This is a genomic window from Pseudomonas sp. PB101, from assembly GCF_009764265.1.
Taxonomy (GTDB): domain Bacteria; phylum Pseudomonadota; class Gammaproteobacteria; order Pseudomonadales; family Pseudomonadaceae; genus Aquipseudomonas.
Window position 1 is genome coordinate 89,715 of record NZ_RWIR01000020.1, and the last position, 21,336, is coordinate 111,050.

Consider the following 21,336-nt stretch of genomic DNA (forward strand, 5'->3'; position numbering starts at 1 on the left):
GGATGTGTTGTTCATACAATATGCGACCGACGCAAAACTTGTAGGAGCCGGCTTGCTGGCGATGTGGCCCGCCCAGACACCTCAAAACCTGCAGACCAAAAAAAACCCCGCATCTCTCGATGCGGGGCTTTTTCATTCAACGCCTGATCAGGCAGCCGGTTCCAGCTCGGCGGCGACAGCGGCAGGCACTACCGCCTGACCGCTCAACGCCAGGTCCAGCAGTTCGCGGTTGGCCACCGCGTACATGGCGTAGTCGGTGCCGCTCGCGGCACGGATTTCCACCAGCATGGCGCGCCAGCGCTCGATCATGCTCTCGTGCTGCGCTATCCACAGGGCAAGCCGTGTTTCCACGTCCTGGGTGCCGTCGCCCTGTTGCAGGACCGAGATGGTGATCGCACGTTGCTGCCAGTCGACGTCATCGCGGAACGCTTCACGGGCCAGGGCCTGCCAGTTGTTTTCAACCGGCAGAGCGCTGATCTGTTGCATGTACCAGGTGATGTCCAGCGCGCTGCCCACGGCGAAGTAGGCCTTGGCCACTTCGGCCGGATCCTGGCCAGTCACGTCGGAAGCCTCGATGATCGGCAGCAGGGTGTACAGGTGCGAAGTACCCGCCACCATGCGTGCCAACAACTCCGGCACCCCGGCTTCGACATACGCCTGATAGCGGGTCTGCCAGGTTTCGCGGATCTCGCCACTGAGCAACTCGTCGAGCTTGAGACCCAACTCCTTCAGGTGCGGACCGAAGTGCGCGACGTCACGGGCAGCGTTCTGCTCGTTGCGACGGGCACGCAGGAACCAGCGCGTGGCGCGACGGCCCAGGCGCATCAGCTCGTCCATCAGCTCCAGTTGCACGTCGGCGGAAACCTGGTAGTCCAGGTTCTCGATCTGACGGAACCAGTGCGGGAGGTGGAAAATGTCACGCACGATCACGTAGGCGCCGGCCACGTTCGCCGGGCTCATGCCGGTCGACTCTTTGAGTCGTTGAACGAAGGTGATGCCCATGTGGTTGACCAGGTCGTTGGCGATCTGGGTGCTGACGATCTCGCGCTTCAGGCGGTGACGACGCATGGCCGCGGAGAACTTGCTCACCAGGGTTGGCGGGAAAGCGGTTTCCATGTCGCGGGTCAGGTAGTCGTCGTCCGGCACCAGGGAGCCCAGCAATTGCTCCTTGAGGTCGATCTTGCTGTACGAGATCAGCACCGACAGCTCGGCACGGGTCAGGCCATGGCCTTCAGCGACGCGCTCGTTGATGGCTTCCTCGGCCGGCAGGAACTCGATGGCGCGATCCAGCTTGCCGCGGCCTTCCAGGTCGTTCATCAGACGCTTGTATTCGGCAATCCGCGGCAATGCACGGCGGGCCGCCAGGGACAGGGCCTGGGTCTGCTTGTAGTTGTTGCCCAGCACCAGACCACCGACTTCGTCGGTCATGCTCGCCAGCAACTCATTACGTTGCTTGTCGGTCATGTCGCCGGCCTGAACCACTTCGTTCAGCAGGATCTTGATGTTCACTTCGTGGTCGGAGCAGTCCACGCCACCGGCGTTGTCGATGAAGTCGGTGTTGGAACCGCCGCCATTGAGGCCGAACTCGACGCGACCCAGCTGGGTCATGCCCAGGTTGCCGCCCTCGCCCACGACCTTGCAGCGCAGTTCGTTGCCGTTCACGCGCAGTGCATCGTTGGCCTTGTCGCCGACATCGGCGTGGCTTTCAGTGCTGGCCTTGACGTAAGTACCGATACCGCCGTTCCACAGCAGATCCACCGGCGCTTTGAGCAAGGCGTTCAGCAGTTCGGTCGGGGTCAGCTTGTCGGCCGCGATGTCGAAGCGCTCTTTCATCTGCGGGGAAATCGCGATGCTCTTCGCGCTGCGCGAGAAGATGCCGCCGCCTTCGGACATGATGCTGGTGTCGTAGTCCGACCAGGCCGAACGTGGCAGATCGAACAGACGCTGACGTTCTGCGAAGCTGTTCGCAGGCTCAGGGTTCGGGTCGATGAAGATGTGCAGGTGGTTGAACGCAGCGACCAGTTGCAGCTTGTCGGACATCAACAAGCCGTTGCCGAACACGTCGCCGGCCATGTCGCCGACGCCAACCACGGTGATGCTGTCTTCCTGGACATTGATGCCGCGCTCGCGGAAGTGGCGCTGTACGCCAACCCACGCGCCCTTGGCGGTGATGCCCATTTTCTTGTGGTCGTAACCGGCCGAACCACCGGACGCAAACGCGTCGCCCAGCCAGAAGCCGTAGTCGATGGCGATGCCGTTGGCGATGTCGGAGAAGGTTGCAGTGCCCTTGTCCGCGGCCACGACCAGGTACGGGTCATCGTCGTCATGACGCACGACGTTGGCCGGTGGCACCAGGGCGCCGTCCTTCAGGTTGTCGGTGATGTCCAGCAGACCGGAAATGAAGATGCGGTAGCAGGCGATGCCCTCGGCCGCGATCTCGTCACGGCTGCCGCCCAGTGGCAGGCGACGCGGCAGGAAGCCGCCCTTCGCACCCACCGGCACGATCACCGAGTTCTTCACTTGCTGGGCTTTTACCAGGCCCAGGACTTCGGTACGGAAGTCTTCTTCACGGTCGGACCAGCGCAGGCCGCCACGGGCCACGTTGCCGAAGCGCAGGTGCACGCCTTCGACGCGCGGCGAGTAGACGAAGATTTCGAACTTCGGTACAGGCTTGGGCAGTTCAGGGATCAAGTGCGGGTTGAACTTGAAGCTGAAGTACGACTTGTTATGGCCGTTGGCATCGGTCTGATAGAAGTTGGTGCGCAGGGTGGCCTTGATCAGGTCAAGGTAGCGACGCAGGATGCGGTCTTCGTTCAGCACTGCAACGTCGTCCAGGGCAGCCAGAATCGCGTGTTCCAGGCGTTGCTGCTTGTCTTCCAGATCGTCGCCGGACAGCTTGCGCGCCAGGTAGAAACGGGTCTTGAACAACCGGGTCAGCTCGCGAGCGATGTCGGTGTGGTTGTTCAGGGTGCTGGCGATGTAGCCCAGGTCGAAGCCCAGACGGATCTGCTTCATGTAGCGGGCGTAGGCACGCAGCAGCGCGACGTCGCGCCATGGCAGGCCGGCGGTCAGCACCAGGCGGTTGAACGCGTCGTTCTCGGCTTCGCCACGCACGATGTGGACAAAGGCGTCCTGCAGCGTGTCGTTGAGTTGCTGGATATCCAGCTCCAGGCCTTCGGCGGCGGTGAACGCGAAATCGTGAATCCAGAACTCGCGGCCGTTGTTGTGACGCAGGCGATACGGGAACTCACCCAGCACGCGCAGGCCGAGGTTTTCCAGGATCGGCAGGACGTCGGACAGCGCCAGCGGGGTATCGGCGTGGTACAGCTTGCAGTGCAGCATGCGCTGGCCGGACACCTGGCCCAGCGGCTGGTAGAAGCTCATCACCAGCGGATTTTTTTCGTTGAGGCTCAGCAGGTGCTGCATGTCGACCACAGCCGAGTGGGCTGCAAAACGCTCGCGGTAACCGGCCGGGAAGCCTTTCGGAAAGTCAGCCAGCACGTTGGTGCCATGGGCTTCGCCGAAGCTTTCGACGGTCAGGGCGGCGTAGTCGTCCTGCCAGCTGCGGCAGGCCTGCACCACTTCTTTTTCCAGCAGCAGCGGGTCGATGTCGAGACGGTTTTTCGGGTCGACTCGCAGGATCAGCTGCACGCGGGCCAGCACGGATTCGGAGAAGAACGTCCAGAACTCGCAGTCGCTCGCTTTCAGGCGATCCATCAGCACTTGCTGGATCTTCTGGCGCACTTCGGTGGAGTAGATGTCACGGGGCACGTAGGCCAGGCAGTAGCAGAAACGACCGTACGGGTCTTTGCGCAGGAACACGCGAATCTTGTTGCGCTCCTGGATCTGCACGATCGACATCACGGTGCTGAACAGCTCGTCCACCGGGGTCTGGAACAGATCGTCGCGCGGCAGCACTTCGAGCACCTGCGCCAGTTCCTTGCCCAGGTGAGCCTTGGCCTGGAAGCCGGAGCGGTGTTCGATTTCCTCGACCTTGCGGCGGATGTACGGGATCACCCGCACGCTCTCGCCATACACCGACGAGGTGTACAGGCCCATGAAACGGCATTCCTTGATGACCTTGCCGTTGGCGTCGATTTCGCGGATCGACACGTAGTCCGGGTAAGCCGGGCGGTGCACACGGCTTGGGTGCGCGGCCTTGGCGAACGACAACAGGGTCGGTTCGCGCAGGTAGTTCACGGCGTAGTCTTCGATGCGCAGGTCATCGTAGGTCAGGCCGGCACGCAGCAGCTTGGTCAGGCCAAGGAAGGAGTCCTTGTCGTAGACGATGTGGCCGCCATCGGCTTCATCGCTGACCACGAACTCTTCGTAGCCGAGGAAGGTGAAGTGGTTACCCACCAGCCATTCCAGGAAACTCTTGATTTCGTTCTTTTCGTCGGCATCGACGGCGAACTGGCTGTTGTCCAGTTTGCTCAGGATGTCCTGGACCTTGGCCTTCATCGGCTCGAAATCGCCGACGGCCACGCGGACTTCACCGAGCACCTGCTCCAGCTCTTTGCTCAGGACATTGAGCTCGGCGGTGTTGGCGCAGCGGTCGATTTCCAGGTACATCAGCGATTCTTGCTGGATGTCATCGCCCTGGGTGCCTTTAGGCAGGATTTCCAGCAGCTCGCCCTTGCTGCCACGACGCACGCTGAGCACGGTGGTTTGCAGGGTATGGATGCTGTAGCCACGGCGGTTCAGTTCGGTACGCACCGAGTCCACCAGGAATGGCAGGTCGTGGTGCAGCACTTCGACCGCGGTGTGGGTCGACTGCCAGCCGTGGCGTTCGTAATCGGGGTTGTAGACGCGCACTTGCGGCTGCGCGTGATCAAAGCGCTCAAGCAGGCGCCATGCAGAAAGGGTGCAGCCAGCAAGGTCGGACAACCGACGCTGGGTCAGCTCGTCAAGGGAAATGATGCCGAAGAATTGTTCAGCGAACAGCGCCACTTGTGGCAGTGCCTGTTCACTGATGTGCTGCGCCAGTGCCGCTTGCAGTTGGTGCTGGAAGTCGGCTTTGCTGGCTGCGGTGAAGAACGCCATCTGTGGTACTCCGCTTGGGCTTGTTATTGATGAAAGCGTCGCGTGAAACCCCTTTCGGGGCTACGTTTCAAAGCTAGCCGTCACCCGGCTCCTGATTCTCGGGCAGAGGAAACAGGGTGACAGGTGGGTGAAGCTGGACGGGACACTCAGGTCACATTCACCTTCCGTGAATGGGCATCTGCAAAAACGACTGGGCCGGGTGCGGCGCAATGTCTTTACGGGTGCTCATCCGTTGCGCAGCTTAACGAGTGCGGCAAGGCCCATGCTTGCGGTGCTGCGACATATTCGGTCATCGGTACGCTGCTCAAGGCATGCGCATCGAACAACACTAGCATTCGCACAGGAAAACGACGGTTATCCATCCGGTTTTACGGGACATCCGTACCAGAAATGACCAGTAACACACTGCCCGTTCACGACCCGGTCATCGACACTCGCACGAGCAGAAATATGCGCAGGCTGGCAGAATCGCCCTTTGTTGCGTTTACCACGCCCGTCGAGCCAGGAATTTCCCATGAAAATGAAAACCGCCCTCTTGATCGTCAACCCTTGCGACGACGAGGAAGACAACATGGCCATGCTCTGCTGCCACAGCGACCAGGGCGAAATGTTCCTGATGAGTCGTTACCCGGACGAGGACGAACTGGAAATCACCCTCGATGGCGAGCCTTCGACCCTCGACGGCGTGAAGGTCACCCTGAGCCCTGCCCTGTTGAAGATCGAAATCGCCGCGGCGGATGCCGATGCGCTCAATGGCGATGATGTGCTGGAGATCACTCATAGCACCGATGCCGGGGATCTGGTGGAAGTTGAGTTGACCTTGAAGAACATTCTCAGGGGTACTGGCACCTTCATTAGCGAAGTCTAATGGCGTTCGGATGGGCCTCATCGCTGGCAAGCCAGCTCCCACAGTGATTGATGTGTTGCACAAATCGCACTCAAACCGCTGAAACCTGTGGGAGCTGGCTTGCCAGCGATGGGGCCTGAACTGTCGACCCAAAACTCCCCCGCTGTAAAAATCCAGTGATTGCCCCACCCATTTCCCGCACTTTGCGCAAAATGCCGTTAGTCGCCGCCCCCCGCGATGGATTAAAGTAACGCCCCCGGCCCTGGCGCATTCCGAACGTCCTCGGCCACCCTTTTGCAGGAACAGTCATCGATGGAACATCGTGAAGCGCTGCTCGCGCTGCGAACCTTTCTTTCAACGCAGATTCTCGGCCAGGAAAAGCTCGTTGAGCGCTTGCTCATCGCCCTGCTCGCCGACGGCCACATGCTGGTCGAAGGCGCCCCTGGCCTGGCCAAGACCAAGGCCATCAAAGAACTCGCCGAAGGCATCGAAGCTCAGTTCCACCGCATCCAGTTCACCCCCGACCTGTTGCCGGCCGACATTACCGGCACGGAAATCTACCGCCCGGAAACCGGCAGTTTCGTGTTCCAGCAGGGCCCGATCTTCCACAACCTGGTACTGGCGGACGAAATCAACCGTGCCCCGGCCAAGGTGCAGTCGGCGCTGCTCGAAGCCATGGGCGAGCGGCAAGTCAGTGTCGGGCGCAGCACCTATGAGCTGTCGCCACTGTTTCTGGTGATGGCCACGCAGAACCCGATCGAGCAGGAAGGCACCTACCCGCTGCCGGAAGCGCAGCTCGACCGCTTCCTGATGCACGTGAAGATCGGTTTCCCGGACGCGACCGTTGAACGCAAGATCCTGCAACAGGCCCGCGGCGAAGCCCTGAACGGCGAAGCCAAGCCTGAGCGTCGGGTGACCCAACAGACGATCTTCGCCGCGCGCAAGGAAATCCTCGGCCTGTACATGGCCGACGCCGTGGAGGAATACCTGGTGCAACTGGTCATGGCCACCCGCATCCCGGCCAAGTTCGACCCCGAGATGGCCGAATGGATCGCCTACGGCGCCAGCCCGCGCGGCTCGATTGCCCTGGACCGCTGCGCCCGCGCCCACGCCTGGCTGGCCGGGCGTGATTTCGTCAGCCCGGAAGACATCCAGGCCGTGCTGTTCGACGTGCTGCGCCATCGCATCATTCTTTCCTTTGAAGCCGAAGCCGCCGGCATCGATCAGGACCGCGTGGTCCAGCGGATTCTCGACGTCGTAGCCGTCGCTTGACCCCGATGAACACCAGCCTGCCGCCCGAGCCGGGCATCCGTGTCAGCCTCGCCGACCTGATCGAGATGCGCCATCGCGTACGCGAAGTGCAGTTGTTTTCCACGCCGAGCCAGCGCAGCCCGCTGATCGGCCTGCACCACTCGAAACTGCGCGGCCGTGGCGTCGACTTCGATCAGGTGCGGGTCTACCAGGCCGGCGACGATGTGCGCACCATTGACTGGCGCGTGACCGCCCGTACCCAGGAACCTCACACCAAGCTGTTCCACGAAGAACGTGAGCGGCCGATCTTCATCATGGTCGAACAAAGCCGCCGGCTGTTTTTCGGCTCGGGCCTGATGTTCAAGTCGGTGCTGGCCGCCCAGGCCGCAAGCCTGATCGGTTGGGCTGCCCTGGGGCACAACGACCGGGTCGGCGGGCTGGTCTACGGCGACAATGAGCACTACGAAATCAAGCCTCGGCGCAGCAAGCAAAGCCTGCTGCAGCTGCTCAACCGGCTGGTGCGGGTCAATCAGTCGCTGACCACCGAAGGCGAGCCGGACCGCGACGCCTTTGGCATTGCCCTGCGCCGCGCGCGGGAAGTGTCGCGCCCGGGCAGCCTGGTGATCGTGATCTGCGACGAACGCGCCCTTTCCGACAGCGCCGAGCAACAGCTGAGCCTGCTATCGCGCCATTGCGACCTGTTGCTGTTGCCGTTGTCCGATCCGCTGGATCATGCCCTGCCCGCCGCCGGCCTTTTACGTTTCGCCGAGCGCGGTGCGCAACTGGAACTCGACACGCTGAACTTCGACCTGCGCCAGACCTACCGGGCCCAGGCCGAAGCACGCATCGCTCGCTGGGAGCTGCTCGCACAGAAACTGCGGGTGCTGATGATGCCCCTGAGCACACAAAGCGAGATGGTCGAACAATTGCGCGAATACCTGAACCCACAGAAACCGGGGAAAGGCCGATGAGCAGCCTCGATCAACTGCAACCGCTGATATCCCCGCCACCGGCGGAGTTCTGGCCTCCGGCACCGGGTTGGTGGCTGCTGCTTCTGGTGGTGCCACTGATCGGTCTGGGCCTGTGGAAGCTGCGTCGCTTTATTCCGAGAAAAAGCCCCGTGGTACGTGCCGAGCAGCCGCTCGACCCGGTGCGCGTTGCCGCCCTGGCGGAGCTGGCGCTGATGCCCAAGCCCTACGACGGTGCGCCGGCCGGCGCCTGGCTGCAGCAACTCAACGGCCTGCTCAAGCGCCTGTGCCGCAACCACTACCCTTACAGCCAGAGCCATACCCTCAACGGCCGCAAATGGCTGGCGTTCCTCGACAACCGTTGCCCGGCGGCGGGGTTGACCCGCTGGATGGTGCTGGTCGAGGGCGCCTACAAACCCGAGTGCAAGCTCGACGACAAGGCCATCGCCGGCCTGACCCAGGCCGTCGACACATGGATTCGCAAGCATGTTTGAGTTCGCCTGGCCGTGGATGTTCGCCCTTCTGCCGCTCCCGTGGCTGATGCGCATCGTATTGCCGGTGGCCGACAGTGGCGAACCGGCACTCAAGGTCAGCTTCCTCAGCGATCTGGAAGGCCTCGCCGGGCGCCGCGCCCGAGCCAATCTGCCAGCATGGCGTCAGCAGGCACCGTTCATTTTGCTGTGGCTGTTGCTGCTGGTCGCGGCAGCGCGCCCGCAGTGGCTCGGCGAACCCTTGCCGATTGCCGCCAGCGGCCGTGACCTGCTGGTGGCGGTGGACGTTTCCGGGTCCATGGATTTCCCTGACATGCAGTGGCAGGACGAAGAGGTGAGTCGCCTTGCACTGGTCCAGCATCTGCTCGGCGACTTTCTCGAAAGCCGCGAAGGTGACCGGGTCGGCCTGATCCTGTTCGGCAGCCAGGCCTATCTGCAGGCACCGCTGACCTTCGACCGCCGCACCGTGCGCGTCTGGCTCGATGAGGCACGCATCGGCATCGCCGGGAAAAACACCGCCATCGGCGACGCCATCGGCCTGGCCCTCAAGCGCCTGCGTTTGCGTCCGGCGACCAGCCGCGTGCTGATACTGGTAACCGACGGCGCCAACAATGGCGGTGAAATCGACCCGCTCACCGCGGCACGCCTGGCAGCCAGGGAAGGTGTGAGAATCTATCCGATCGGCATCGGGGCCGATCCGGAGCAAAGTGGCACGGTCGGCTTTCTCGGCGTCAATCCGAGCCTGGACCTGGACGAGCCGTCCCTCAAGGAAATCGCCGAGGCCACCGGTGGCCAGTACTTCCGGGCACGCGACGGCAAGGAACTACAGGCAATCAAGGACACCCTTGACCAACTGGAGCCCGTGGCCCAGCAACCCACCCAGGCCCGCCCGACTCAAGCCTTGTACCACTGGCCGCTGGCCCTGGCGCTGTGGTTGAGCATGCTGCTGGTGGCCCCCGTACTCTGGCCGGACAACCCCTTGCAACGCCTGTTTACCAGGGACCTGTTCCTGCAGGCCCAATTGCTGCCTGACTGGCGCCAGCGCCTCAAGCGCCTGCGCCTGCGGAGGCGTCGATGAGCATGCTGTGGCCTTACTGGTTCCGCCCCTGGTGGCTGCTGTTGCTGCCGGTGCTTGGCTGGTTGCTCTGGCAGCTCTGGCACCGCAAGAAGCGCGCCGGGCGCTGGCAAATGATTCTGCCGCCGGCCTTTCACGCGACCCTGCTCAGTGGCGGCAGTGGCCGTGACAGTAAACTGCCGTGGATTGCCCTCGGTCTCGCGTGGCTGTTGACCGTGCTCGCCCTGCTGGGTCCGAGCTGGCAGCGCGTCGAACAGACCAGTCAGAAGCCTGCCGACCCGCTGGTGGTGATTCTCGAGCTGACCCCGGAAATGCTCGCCACCGACGTCATGCCCAACCGGCTCGAACAGGCCCGACGCAAGCTGTTCGATCTGCTGCAGATTCGCAGCGACGCGCAAACCGCCATCGTCGTCTACGCCGGCAGTGCCCACACGCTGGTGCCACTGTCGGATGATCTTTCCACCAGCCGCAATCTGCTGGATGCGCTCAAACCGTCGTTGATGCCAGAGGCTGGCCATCGCGCCGACCTGGCTGTGACCAAGGCCCTGGCGCTGCTCAAGCAAGCGGCTCTGGGCGACGGCCGGATCCTGCTGATCGGTTCGTCCCTGACCGAACAGGAACGCCTGGGTATCCGTCACGCGCTCGACGGCAAATCGACTCAATTCCTGATGCTCGGCATCGGCACCGCCGAAGGCTCGCCCATCACCCAGGAGGACGGCAGTTTCCTCAAGGATGAACAAGGCGCCATTCTCGTGCCGCGTCTCGACGAGCCAGGCTTGAAAGGTTTTGCCAACGACCTGGACGGACGCTATCGCCAGGCGCGCCTGGACGACAGTGACCTGCATGCCCTCGGCCTGTTCGACGGCCCACGCAGCCTGCGCAACGACGGCCAGACCCTGCGTCTGGACACCTGGGCCGATCAAGGTTACTGGCTGTTGCTCCCACTCCTGCTGCTTGCGGCCTGCGCGGGTCGCCGCGGCTGGCTGCTGTGCCTGCCGCTGCTATTGGCGCTGCCTCAACCGAGCTATGCCTTCGACCTCGCCGACCTGTGGTTGCGTCCCGATCAACAAGGCCTGCACTTGCTCAAGCAAAAGCGCCCGGCCGAAGCCGCCCGGCGTTTCGAGGACCACCAGTGGCAAGGCGTGGCACTCTATGAAGCCGGTGACTACGCCGGCGCCGCCGAGCGGTTCGCTGAAGGCAACGATGCCCATGCCCACTACAATAGGGGCAATGCCCTGGCTAAAAGCGGTGAACTGGAAGCCGCCCTGGATGCGTACGAACAGGCGCTGGAACGTCAACCGGACTTGCGCCCGGCGTTGACCAACAAGGCGCTGGTGGAAGATCTGCTCAAGCAGAAAAACAAACCGCCCGCCCCGGAACCGGACCGCGAAGAACCCCAGGCCACGCAACAACAGACGCCACCCGGTGTCGCATCGCAGACTTCGGACAGCGACGAGCCGCAGACGCCAGAACCACAAACCGGCGCTGACAAAGCGCCGCCAACGTCGCCGCCCAAGCCCGGGGCCAACGAAGTGCCGGGCAGTGAGTTGGGCGACGAGCAACACACCACGCCGCCCTTGCGCCCGGCCACCGACAGCATCGAAGGTGAACAGCAGCAAGCACTGGAGCAATGGTTGCGACAGATCCCGGATGACCCCGGTGAACTGCTCAGGCGCAAATTCTGGTACGAACAGCAACAACATCAGGATCAGGAAGACACTCGATGACCCGCTTCACCGTTTTATTACTCGCGCTGCTGCATGGCCTGTTGTTCTGCACTGCCCAGGCACAGGCAGCAGAGCTGGCCGCCAGTGTGGACCGCAGTCGCCTGAGCTCGGGCGAGACGGTCGAGCTGACCCTGGAATCCGCCGACGTGACTCAGTTCGGCAAACCCGACCTGACACCGCTGGAGCCACTGTTCGAAGTGCGCGGCACACGCCAGGTCAACCAGCTGAACACCCTCAGCGGTGAAAACCGGGCCACCACGCGCTGGATCGTCACCCTGCTGCCCCGGCAGAACGGCAGCGTAGTGATTCCGCCACTGCAACTGGGCGAACTGCAGAGCCAGCCGATCACTCTGCAAGTGGTCGAGAGCGAGACACCGGACAACCCGAACAAACGCGCGCCGGTGTTCATCGATGCCAGCCTCGATCAAACCAGTGTGTATGTTCAGGCCCAGGCAGTCCTGACCCTGCGCATCTACCATTCGGTGTCGCTGTACGACGACAGCAGCCTGCCGCCGCCGCAGATACCTGACGCTCGCATCGAACAATTGGGCGACTCGCGCACCTACGAAAAAGATATCGATGGCCTGCGCCACGGTGTGATCGAAATGCGCTACGCGATCTACCCGCAACACAGTGGCGAACTGATCATTCCGGCACAGGTCTTCAACGCTGCGCTGGTCGACGCTCAGCCCTCACAGGACAGCGCCCAGGGGCCGAAATCCGGCAAGCTGATGCGCGTCACCTCGGCCGAACTGCTGTTGACGGTCAAGGCCAAACCCATCACCTACCCGGCGGACGCGCCCTGGCTGCCCGCACGCAGCCTGACCCTGAGCGAAAGCTGGAACCCGGAACCGGACCACGCCCAGGTCGGCGATTCATTGACCCGTAGCCTGACGGTGAAGGCCGAAGGTTTGTCCAGCACCCAGCTGCCACCGCTGCCCGGCACCGATGTCGGCGGCCTGCGCCGCTATCCGGATCAACCGGTGCTCGGCAACCAGAACGGCGAACGCGGCCTGGTCGGCAGTCGTGAAGACCGCGAGGCCCTGGTGCCGACACGGACCGGCGCCATCGAGCTACCCAGCGTCGACGTGGTCTGGTGGAACACCTTCGAAGACCATCTGGAACACAGCAGCCTGCCCGCCCGCACGCTGCATGTGGCGGCCAACCCGAGCCTCGTGGTCGATACCCCGGCCGGTGCCTTGCCGGTCGACGCCAGCGCCGACAGCGAAGCCCTCTGGCGCTGGAAGCTCAGCACCCTGGTTCTGGCCTGCACCACCCTGCTCGGCTTCGGCCTCTGGTGGCGTGGCCGCTGGCAACCGGCGGTGGCGCGTGTCGCTCAAACCGGCCCAAGCCCGCGCACCGTGCTCGACGAGCTCAAGCGCGCCTGCCAGGCCAACGACTCCCACGCCACCCGCCAGGCCCTCGACGCCTGGGCTCGGCAACAACCGGAAACCCTGGCCGACATGGCCGCCCGCTTCGTACCGCTGTCCAACGCCCTCGACGGCCTGAACGGCGCGCTGTACAGCGAAACCGGCCAGCACTGGCAGGGTGACGAATTGTGGCGGGTGATCAGGGCGATCCCGATGGCCGAACGGGTGCAGGATCCGGTGGGTGACAGCGGGTTGCCGCCGCTGTATCCGAAGTAAAAAAAGATCGCAGCCTGCGGGGAGCTGCCGCAGGCTGCGATCTTTTAAGGCTCTCCAGCCATTTACATTGAATCTGCCTACAGATCAGGCGTGTTCTTTCCAAAGCACATTGTCGCCCTCTCCTGGCGCCCACTCCTCTACGTGTGCCGTATGTGCCTGAATGCAGGACCAGTTCTGTCCTATGTGGCGTACCACGTCATTTTTTGCATACACAGTACCCAGCTTCCACGCCGGATACTCGCCCCCGCCACCCAGGGTTCTGACGCTCAGGACGTTACTGGACAACGAAAGCTTGTTGTTCAGGTCGCGGGCTTTCACCGCGTAACGGTATTGGGTGTCGGGTGAGAGGCCAGAGTCCTCAAAAGAGGTCTGAGCGGCGCTCACGGATTTGATGTGAATGCCGTCCCGTTCGATCAGGTAATCCATTATTGGCGCACTGCCGGTGGAGGCACCCCACATCAGGCTGATGCTTTGCGCAGTCTGGCTCATGCTGTGCAGGTTCGTCGGTGCGGTAGGTCCCTCTCCACCTTCTGGCAAGGTCTGCACTTGAATTAGCCGGCTCGGCGCCGAGACATTGCCGTTATCATCGACTGCGCTGATGGCATAGTTGTACTGGGTTTCAGGCGCCACGCCGTTATCTGCAAAAGCAAGATTCGGAGCGTCTAGATCAACCAGAAAGCTTCCGTTACGCAAAATGCGGTAGGAAGCGATCGGAAACGGGCCGGTTGCTGCATTCCATTGCAACAGTACCTGCTTATCAGTGACCTTGACTGCGACCAGTCCGGTCGGTGTATCGGGGAGTTCACCCCCGCCATCCGGTGGCAGAAAATTCAGATCAATCACTTGGTAAAAAGCCATCGAAGTGTTGGCAACTTCCCAAACCGCCAGACAGACCTGGTACCCATCCCGTTTCGGTAGTGGGACGGCATGCGTGGTGGGTGAAGTGGGCAACATTTGCTCGCCATGGGCCCAATGCGGTTGCAGGTTGATTTGCGCTGTGTAAAACGGCACTTCTTCAAACTGGCTGCGCGACAAGACCTCGTCGGGATCCCAATCTGCCTTCGTCATGAAATAGTTCCAGCGCCGAGTAGCGTGCTTCGCGCTGAAATGCCAGGAAATATCCAGCGTTTCGCCACTTCTCACATCATGTTTTTGCCAGTGACTTCCTGGTTCATCCAGTAATGCGCCGGTCAGTTGATCTGCACTGGCAATTTTTCCATCCCGAGGCGGCGGGACGTTGGCGTCGTCATCTATGGCAAAAACATCCCTGACTCCGCCGGCAGTTAGAGGAAAAAACTTGCCGGACTCGCGTTGATTCAGAGCCCCTTCGTCGAGTCGCCCCGCGAGCCATTCGAAATGAGCCCGTGAAGAGGGGGAAAAAACGTGGCCATGTTTCGGACTGTTACTTCTACTGATAGCGTTCGGGCGACCCTGTGACATAGTGTTTCTCCATTAAGGTAGCTTCGATAATCACATGTAACGCCCTAACCACTTCAGGCACCGCACGACCTACCTCGCCTCCCTTCTGTTGAAAGGCACACCCTGTCGATTGCACCGTAAGGCTCCATGCTCGAATCCATTAAATACCGGGCTCGCCAGAACGCCTACTGACAGATCTGACAGTAGGGACAGACGGTCGCAAGTTTTCCTGCCGACTGAAAGCGTTGTGGCCTGAACGGCGCGCTTTCAGCGAAACCGGCCAGCACTGGCAAGGCGACGAGTTGTGGCGGGTAATCAAGGCGATCCCGATGGCCGAACGGGTGCAGGATCCGGTCGGTGACAGTGGGTTGCCGCCGCTTTATCCGAAATAGTCCCGCTCGATGGATGAATGAGCTGTTGTGGCGAGGGGGCTTGTCGGAACGCCGCATCGCCCCGTTGGGGCGCGAAGCGCTCCTCTACTATTTTTCAGGCACATCGAGTTGCCTGGTGCTACTAATCCCCGGCGATATCTTTGACACGGTCAACCCTGGCTTTTGAGATGCAACTCGGCGTCCAGATGAATGGCCTGTAAAAAAGCGCAATCATGAGAAACCACGATCAATGCCCCTTGATACTGATTGAGCATTTGCTCCAGCGCTATTCGACTGGGCAGATCCAAATGGTTATCCGGTTCGTCCAGCAACAGCAACTGAGGTGGCCGCCGTGCATGCAACTGGGCAGCGAGCGCTATTTTCAGGCGTTCGCCGCCACTCAACCGGCAGGTCTTGAGCATCGCACGGTCAGCATCAATCCCCATCTGCGCCAAACGGGTTCGTGCCTCGGCTTCGGGCAACTCAGGATTGCTCTCGTAGAGCCATTGCACCGCCGTGCGTTCGGGGTACTGCAATCCGGCGTGTTGATCCAGCCAGCCGACATGGCAACTGCGGATGAGTTCGCCTTGGCGCACCGGCAGTTGGCCGGCGATCACTCGCAACAGGGTCGACTTGCCGCTGCCATTGGCGCCCAGGATTGCCATGCGCATAGGCCCCGTCAGCGTCAAATTGATCGGCGCCGCGTAACCGAACACGATGCCGGTGGCCCTGGTACTAAAGGTGTGGTTCAAGTGATCGAACAGCACACGCCCGTCGGGCAGGTTGAACGACACATGATCAAGTTGCAGTAACCGTTGAGTCATGACACTTCCTTTTCATTCGGCCGGATAGGCACTGAACCACTCCCTGTTGGTGAGCAACAGCACCCGGCGGATTTTTGCCTTCTGCATTCCCGACCTTTTGCCAGTAAACTCTCCCCCCTTTCGCCGCCTTCATTTTTCCCGCGGCCATCACCTATTTTGTAGCGGAGTCCGCCTTGCGCTTGTTTCACACCTCCGACTGGCACCTGGGGCAAAACCTGCACGGCCAGGATCGCGATTTCGAACACGGTTGTTTTCTTGAGTGGCTGTTGCGCCAGCTGAAACTGGATCAACCGGATGTGCTGTTGATCGCCGGCGATATCTTCGACACGGTCAATCCGCCGGTCAAAGCCCAGGAACGCCTCTACGACTTCATCGTCAGCGCCCACGAACAGCAGCCCTTGCTGACCATCGTGATGATCGCCGGCAACCACGATTCCGGTTCACGGATCGAACTGCCGGCGCCGTTGATGCGGCGCTTGCGCACTCATGCGCTCGGTCGTGTGTTGTGGCTGGATGACGGGCAACTGGACGCCGAGCGCTTGTTGTTACCGCTGCCCAATGCCAAGGGTAAAACGGTCGCCTGGTGCCTGGCGTTGCCGTTCCTGCGCCCTGCCGAAGTCACCGGCGCGCATCTGGGTGACAACTACCTGCGCGGCATTGGACAGGTCCACGAGTGGCTGATCGAGGCCGCCAACGCCAAGCGCAAGAAAGGCCAGGCACTGATCGCCATCAGCCACGCGCACATGGCCGGCGGCTCGGTGTCGGAAGACTCCGAGCGCAGCCTGATCATCGGCAACGCCGAAGCCCTGCCCGCCAGCCTGTTCGGGCCGAGCATCAGCTATGTCGCCCTCGGTCATTTGCATAAGCCGCAGAAGGTCAACGGCGAGGAGCGCATCCGCTACAGCGGCTCGCCGATTCCGCTGTCGTTCTCCGAGATCGGCTATCAGCACCAGATCCTCGACATCAAGCTCGACGGCGAAACCCTGGTCAGCGTCGAGCCGAAACTGATCCCCCGTGCCGTCAACCTGCAACGCATCGGCCCAGCGCCGTTGAGCGAGATCCTGCTGCAACTGGCGGACCTGCCGAACATCGACCTGTTGGCCGACATCCAGCGCCAGCCGTGGTTGGAGGTGCGGGTGCGCCTCGACGAGCCTCAGCCCGACCTGCGCAATCAGGTTGAAACCGCCCTGCAAGGCAAGGCCGTGCGCCTGGTGCGCATCGCCGCCGAGTACGCCGGCAACGGCGGACGGGACGGGGCCGACGAAGGCAGCGCGCTGATCGAACTGGACCAGCTCACGCCGCAGGAACTGTTCAGCCGTGCCTGGCAGGACAACTACGGCAGCGAGGTCGACGAGCAGACCCTCAAGGACTTTGCCGAGCTGTTGCAGGACGTGCAGATGGAGAGCGAACAGCCATGAAAATCCTTGCGATCCGCCTGAAAAACCTCGCCTCGCTGGCCGGGCCGTTTGAAATCGATTTCACCGCTGAACCCCTGGCCAGTGCCGGGTTGTTCGCCATTACCGGCCCCACCGGCGCCGGCAAAAGCACTTTGCTCGATGCATTGTGCCTGGCGCTGTTTGGCGCCGTACCGCGCCTGAACAACACCGGCCGCGACGCCAAGGTGCCGGACGCCGATGGTGAAATCGGCACCGGCGACCCGCGCACCCTGCTGCGTCGCGGCACGGGCGAAGGTTATGCCGAAGTGGATTTCGTCGGCGTCGACGGCCGCCGCTACCGCGCGCGCTGGGAAGCCAATCGCGCCAGGGAAAAGGCCGGCGGCAAGCTGCAGGCCAGCCGCCAGAGCTTGCGCGACATCGATCAGGATCAATTGCTCGCCAGCCAGAAAGGCGAATACAAGGCTCAGCTCGAAGCCGCGCTGGGCCTGAATTTCGAACAGTTCACCCGCGCCGTGCTGCTGGCGCAAAGCGAGTTCAGCGCTTTCCTCAAGGCCGACGACAACGACCGCAGCGAACTGCTGGAAAAACTCACCGACACGGCGCTCTATACGCGCCTCGGTCGTCGTGCCTTCGACAAGACCAAGGAGGCCCGCGAGGCACACAAGCTGCTGCAGGATCAGGCCAGCGGAGTGACGCCGCTGTCGCCCGAAGCCCGTGCGGAACTGGATGAGCGTTTCAACCAGGCGCAGCAGCAGCTCAAGACCCAACAAGCACAGCTCAAGCAGTTTGAACTGCAGGACACCTGGCTCAAGGACCTGCGTCGCCTGCAAGACGAGCATCTGGCCGCGACCGAGCAACTGCAATCGGCGCAGAGCCACTGGCAAGCCCTGACCAGTGAGCGCTTGCGGCTCACCCGCCTCGAACAACTCGCCCCGCAACGTCACCAGTTCGCCCGTAAAGCCGAGGTCGACGCGCTGCTGACACCCTTGGCGGCGCATATTACCCGGCATGCGCAGCAACATGGCGAACTCGGCGAGCGTCAGGCGCAGCTTGAGCAAAAGCTCAGCGCCGCCCGGATCGCCTTGAGCGAAGCGCAACAACTGCAAACCACCAGCGCGCCGTTGCTGCGCCAGGCCTTCGAAGCGCAAAGCACCCTCGCCCGCCTTGCCAAGGACACCGCCCTCAGTGCCGAAGCCAGGCAACAGGCGCAACAGGCCTGCACCCAGGGCCAGGGCACGATTCAGACCTTGCTCGATCAGCAAGCCCGTGGCGCTGAGGACTTGCAGCGAATCGCCACCGGACTGGAGCAAAGCACCCATCTGGCTCCGTTGAGCGATGCCTGGAATGCCTACCGTGATCGCCTGCAACAGTTGATGCTGATCGGCAATCGACTGAATCAGGGCCAGGCCGAACTGGCCAGCCTCGAACAAAACGCCGCGAGCACCGAACAAGCGCTCACCACGCAGAAGCAACAACTGGAGGTGCTGTTCAAGGAGGCCGGCGCCGAACCGGACGCTGTCGCCGAGCAGATCGGCATTCTGGGCAGTCTGTTGCAGGACAACCGCAAGCAACTGCGCGCCGTCGAAGACCTTGCACGCCTGTGGGCCAGCCAGCAGGACCTGGACAAACGCGGTGCCGAGTTGCAACAGCGCCAGCTCACCGCACAACAGGAGCGCGAACGCCTGACCCAGGACGGGGTCAAGGCCAAGGCTGACCTGAGCGTTGCCGAACAGACCCTCAACGTCACGCGCGAACTGCTGGAGCGCCAGCGTCTGGCGCGCAGTGCCAGTGTCGAAGAGCTGCGCGCGCAGCTGCAGGACGATCAGCCATGCCCGGTCTGCGGCAGCAACGAACATCCGTATCATCAGCCAGAAGCCCTGCTGCAGAGCCTCGGCCGTTTTGATGAAAGCGAGCAGGCCAACGCGCAGAAGGCCGTCGACCTGCTCAAGGAAAAACTCACCGACCTGCGCGCCGAAGTCGGCGGGCTGATCGCCCAGCAAAAGGAACTGCTGCAACAGCAGGAGCATCTGGCGACCCAGCAGCAAGCCATCGCCCCAAGTCTGGAAGCGCATCCGCTGGCGACCCAACTGCTGAATCAGGATGCCGCTAAACGCGATGCCTGGCTCATCCAGCAAAACAGTCAGCTCAACCAGAGCATCAGCCAGGACGAGCAACGCCAGAGCGCGCTGCTCACCCTGCAACAGGACGCCGCACGCCTGACCCAGCAACTGCGTCATGCCGAAAGCGCGCACCAGCAAGCGGCCCAGCACCTGAGCAATCAACAGCGCGAACTGAACAATGATCGCCAGCGCCTGGACGAAGAGCTCGGCGCATTCGCCAACCTGTTACCGGCCGATACCCTGCAAGCACTGCGCGTCGAGCCGGCCGCGACTTTCATGCAGCTCGACCGACAGATCGCCGAGCGCCTGGCGCAACTCGAGCAACAGAAGGAAGAACTGGCCGAGCAGCAGCAGCGCCAGCAAAATCTGGAGAAGGAGCAGGATCGCCAGCAAAGCCGCGTGCAGCAGTCGCACGCCGCCGAACAGCAATTCGCCGGGCTGGCCGAGCAGCAACAGGCGAGCCAGCACACCCTCGGGCAACTACTCGGCGAACACAGCAGCGCCGAGCACTGGCAACAGCAACTGGAACAGGCTGTGGAACAGGCACGCAGCGCCGAAACCGGTACGGCACAGACGCTGCAAAGCGTGCTCACGCAGTCCGTGCAAATCGCCGCCGAACTCAAGGCCCAACAAGAGCGTATGCACGCACTGGAAGGCGAAGAGCGTGACCTGTCCGGGAAAATCGGTGACTGGCGTGCCCGCCATCCCGAGCTGGATGACGGCGGCCTCGAAGACCTGTTGCGCGTCGACGACACCCAGGTCAGCGAACTGCGCCAGCAATTGCAGGACAGCGAAAAAGCCATCGAACAGGCCAAGGTATTGGTGCAGGAGCGGGACAAGCGCCTGGTCGCTCATCAGGCACAGCACAACGGCAACCTCGATGCCGAGCAGTTGGCCAGTGCGCTGGCCGACCTGCAAAACCTCGCCGCCACCAGCGAGCAACACTGCGCCGAACTGCGCGCCGAACAGACCGAAGATCAACGCCGGCAGAATGCCAACCAGGCCCTGGCCCAGCAGATTGCCAACGCCTACACCGAGTATCAACGCTGGGCGCGCCTGAATGCGTTGATCGGCTCCGCCACCGGCGACACCTTCCGCAAGATCGCCCAGGCCTACAACCTCGACCTTCTGGTGCACCACGCCAACGTGCAACTGCGCCAGCTGGTGCGCCGCTATCGCCTCAAGCGCGGCGGCAGCATGCTCGGTTTGCTGGTGATGGACACGGAGATGGGCGACGAACTGCGCTCGGTGCACTCGCTGTCCGGTGGCGAGACCTTCCTGGTCTCGCTGGCACTGGCCCTCGGCTTGGCGTCGATGGCGTCGAGCACGCTGAAAATCGAGTCGCTGTTCATCGACGAAGGCTTCGGCAGCCTCGATCCGGAATCCCTGCAACTGGCCATGGACGCCCTCGACGGCTTGCAGGCCCAGGGCCGCAAGGTCGCGGTGATTTCCCACGTACAGGAAATGCATGAACGGATTCCGGTGCAGATCCAGGTCCGTCGCCAGGGCAACGGCCTGAGCACCCTGGAGGTGAAATGAACACGCTGTACTCCTTCCGCCGCTGCCCATACGCCATGCGTGCACGCATGGCCCTGCGTTATTCGGGCGTGGCCGTGGACATCGTCGAAGTCAGCCTGAAAGCCAAGCCCGCCGAGATGCTCGCGCTGTCGGGCAAAGGCACGGTGCCAGTGCTGAGCGCCGATGGCCGGGTGATCGACGAAAGCCTCGACATCATGCGCTGGGCGCTGGCACAGAATGATCCGCAGGACTGGCTGCTCAAGGATGATCCTGACGCAGCGGCGCAAATCGCCCCGCTGATCGAGCAGAACGACCAGGTGTTCAAGCTGCACTTGAATCGCTACAAGTACGCCGAGCGTTATCCCGAGCAGCCGATGGAGGTTTATCGTGGTGAGGGCGAGGTGTTTTTGCGAAGGCTGGAGGCGTTGCTGGAGGGACGCGACTACTTGCTGGCCGATCATCCAAGCCTGGCCGACGTGGCGTTGATGCCCTTCGTACGGCAGTTTGCGCATGTGGACCGCGAGTGGTTCGGGCAGACGCCTTACCTGCGTTTGCAGGCATGGCTACAGCGGCTTTTGGAGTCGGAACTGTTCACATCGATCATGAAGAAATAACTCCCCCTGTAGGAGCCGGCTTGCT

At 62.3% G+C, this 21,336-nt stretch carries 12 protein-coding genes and 1 pseudogene; 10 read left to right on the forward strand and 3 right to left on the reverse strand.

Annotated elements, in window-relative coordinates:
- Window positions 1-147: 147 nt before the first annotated feature.
- Complete coding sequence (locus EI969_RS06165) at window positions 148-5,043, reverse strand: NAD-glutamate dehydrogenase (RefSeq protein WP_160386572.1); 4,896 nt, start codon at window positions 5,041-5,043, stop codon at window positions 148-150.
- A 514-nt stretch (window positions 5,044-5,557) separates the two neighbouring features.
- On the opposite strand from EI969_RS06165, the gene EI969_RS06170 reads away from it, so the two are divergent.
- The 7 genes from EI969_RS06170 (at window position 5,558) to EI969_RS06200 (ending at window position 13,048) form a co-directional block, all read left to right on the forward strand.
- Window positions 5,558-5,911: a hypothetical protein gene (locus tag EI969_RS06170; RefSeq protein ID WP_160386574.1), complete on the forward strand. Its 354-nt coding sequence runs from the start codon at window positions 5,558-5,560 to the stop codon at window positions 5,909-5,911.
- 291 nt (window positions 5,912-6,202) lie between these two features.
- The gene (locus EI969_RS06175; protein WP_110659607.1) at window positions 6,203-7,162 is read left to right on the forward strand and encodes a MoxR family ATPase; all 960 of its coding nucleotides are present in this window, start codon (window positions 6,203-6,205) and stop codon (window positions 7,160-7,162) included.
- 5 nt (window positions 7,163-7,167) lie between these two features.
- Entirely contained in the window at window positions 7,168-8,112 is a 945-nt protein-coding gene (locus tag EI969_RS06180) for a DUF58 domain-containing protein (RefSeq protein WP_160386576.1), read from the forward strand.
- On the forward strand, window positions 8,109-8,603 hold the full coding sequence (locus EI969_RS06185) for a DUF4381 domain-containing protein (RefSeq protein ID WP_160386578.1): 495 nt from the start codon (window positions 8,109-8,111) through the stop codon (window positions 8,601-8,603). Before EI969_RS06180 ends, EI969_RS06185 begins: the two co-directional genes overlap by 4 nt.
- Window positions 8,596-9,678, forward strand: coding sequence for a VWA domain-containing protein (locus EI969_RS06190; RefSeq protein ID WP_160386580.1), 1,083 nt, complete (start codon window positions 8,596-8,598; stop codon window positions 9,676-9,678). Before EI969_RS06185 ends, EI969_RS06190 begins: the two co-directional genes overlap by 8 nt.
- Window positions 9,675-11,402: a VWA domain-containing protein gene (locus tag EI969_RS06195; RefSeq protein WP_160386581.1), complete on the forward strand. Its 1,728-nt coding sequence runs from the start codon at window positions 9,675-9,677 to the stop codon at window positions 11,400-11,402. The genes EI969_RS06190 and EI969_RS06195 overlap by 4 nt, the downstream gene beginning before the upstream one ends.
- Window positions 11,399-13,048 (forward strand): BatD family protein, encoded by a 1,650-nt coding sequence (locus EI969_RS06200; protein WP_160386583.1) that lies wholly within the window; start codon window positions 11,399-11,401, stop codon window positions 13,046-13,048. The genes EI969_RS06195 and EI969_RS06200 overlap by 4 nt, the downstream gene beginning before the upstream one ends.
- Window positions 13,049-13,132: 84 nt before the next feature.
- Here EI969_RS06200 and EI969_RS06205 read toward each other — a convergent pair whose 3' ends face one another.
- Both EI969_RS06205 and EI969_RS06210 read right to left on the reverse strand, forming a co-directional pair.
- A complete protein-coding gene (locus EI969_RS06205) occupies window positions 13,133-14,488 on the reverse strand; it encodes a lytic polysaccharide monooxygenase (RefSeq protein ID WP_160386585.1) in 1,356 nt (451 codons plus the stop codon).
- A gap of 520 nt (window positions 14,489-15,008) precedes the next feature.
- Window positions 15,009-15,551: pseudogene (locus tag EI969_RS06210) on the reverse strand (ATP-binding cassette domain-containing protein); the annotation flags it as partial.
- Between the two features lie 284 nt (window positions 15,552-15,835).
- Here EI969_RS06210 and EI969_RS06215 point away from each other — a divergent pair.
- From EI969_RS06215 to EI969_RS06225, 3 genes are read left to right on the forward strand one after another with little or no spacing between them, the layout of a single operon-like run.
- Window positions 15,836-17,080, forward strand: a complete 1,245-nt coding sequence (locus tag EI969_RS06215; RefSeq protein WP_160386587.1) for an exonuclease SbcCD subunit D C-terminal domain-containing protein — start codon at window positions 15,836-15,838, stop codon at window positions 17,078-17,080.
- Window positions 17,077-20,718, forward strand: coding sequence for an AAA family ATPase (locus EI969_RS06220; RefSeq protein WP_160386589.1), 3,642 nt, complete (start codon window positions 17,077-17,079; stop codon window positions 20,716-20,718). The genes EI969_RS06215 and EI969_RS06220 overlap by 4 nt, the downstream gene beginning before the upstream one ends.
- Window positions 20,715-21,311, forward strand: coding sequence for a glutathione S-transferase (locus EI969_RS06225; protein WP_160386591.1), 597 nt, complete (start codon window positions 20,715-20,717; stop codon window positions 21,309-21,311). Before EI969_RS06220 ends, EI969_RS06225 begins: the two co-directional genes overlap by 4 nt.
- Window positions 21,312-21,336: the final 25 nt, after the last annotated feature.

Bases quoted from the DNA above. Each gene is read 5' to 3' on its own strand.
- EI969_RS06165 (WP_160386572.1), bottom strand. From the start codon at position 5,043: ATGGCGTTCTTCACCGCAGCCAGCAAAGCCGACTTCCAGCACCAACTG.
- EI969_RS06170 (WP_160386574.1), top strand. From the start codon at position 5,558: ATGAAAATGAAAACCGCCCTCTTGATCGTCAACCCTTGCGACGACGAG.
- EI969_RS06175 (WP_110659607.1), top strand. From the start codon at position 6,203: ATGGAACATCGTGAAGCGCTGCTCGCGCTGCGAACCTTTCTTTCAACG.
- EI969_RS06180 (WP_160386576.1), top strand. From the start codon at position 7,168: ATGAACACCAGCCTGCCGCCCGAGCCGGGCATCCGTGTCAGCCTCGCC.
- EI969_RS06185 (WP_160386578.1), top strand. From the start codon at position 8,109: ATGAGCAGCCTCGATCAACTGCAACCGCTGATATCCCCGCCACCGGCG.
- EI969_RS06190 (WP_160386580.1), top strand. From the start codon at position 8,596: ATGTTTGAGTTCGCCTGGCCGTGGATGTTCGCCCTTCTGCCGCTCCCG.
- EI969_RS06195 (WP_160386581.1), top strand. From the start codon at position 9,675: ATGAGCATGCTGTGGCCTTACTGGTTCCGCCCCTGGTGGCTGCTGTTG.
- EI969_RS06200 (WP_160386583.1), top strand. From the start codon at position 11,399: ATGACCCGCTTCACCGTTTTATTACTCGCGCTGCTGCATGGCCTGTTG.
- EI969_RS06205 (WP_160386585.1), bottom strand. From the start codon at position 14,488: ATGTCACAGGGTCGCCCGAACGCTATCAGTAGAAGTAACAGTCCGAAA.
- EI969_RS06220 (WP_160386589.1), top strand. From the start codon at position 17,077: ATGAAAATCCTTGCGATCCGCCTGAAAAACCTCGCCTCGCTGGCCGGG.
- EI969_RS06225 (WP_160386591.1), top strand. From the start codon at position 20,715: ATGAACACGCTGTACTCCTTCCGCCGCTGCCCATACGCCATGCGTGCA.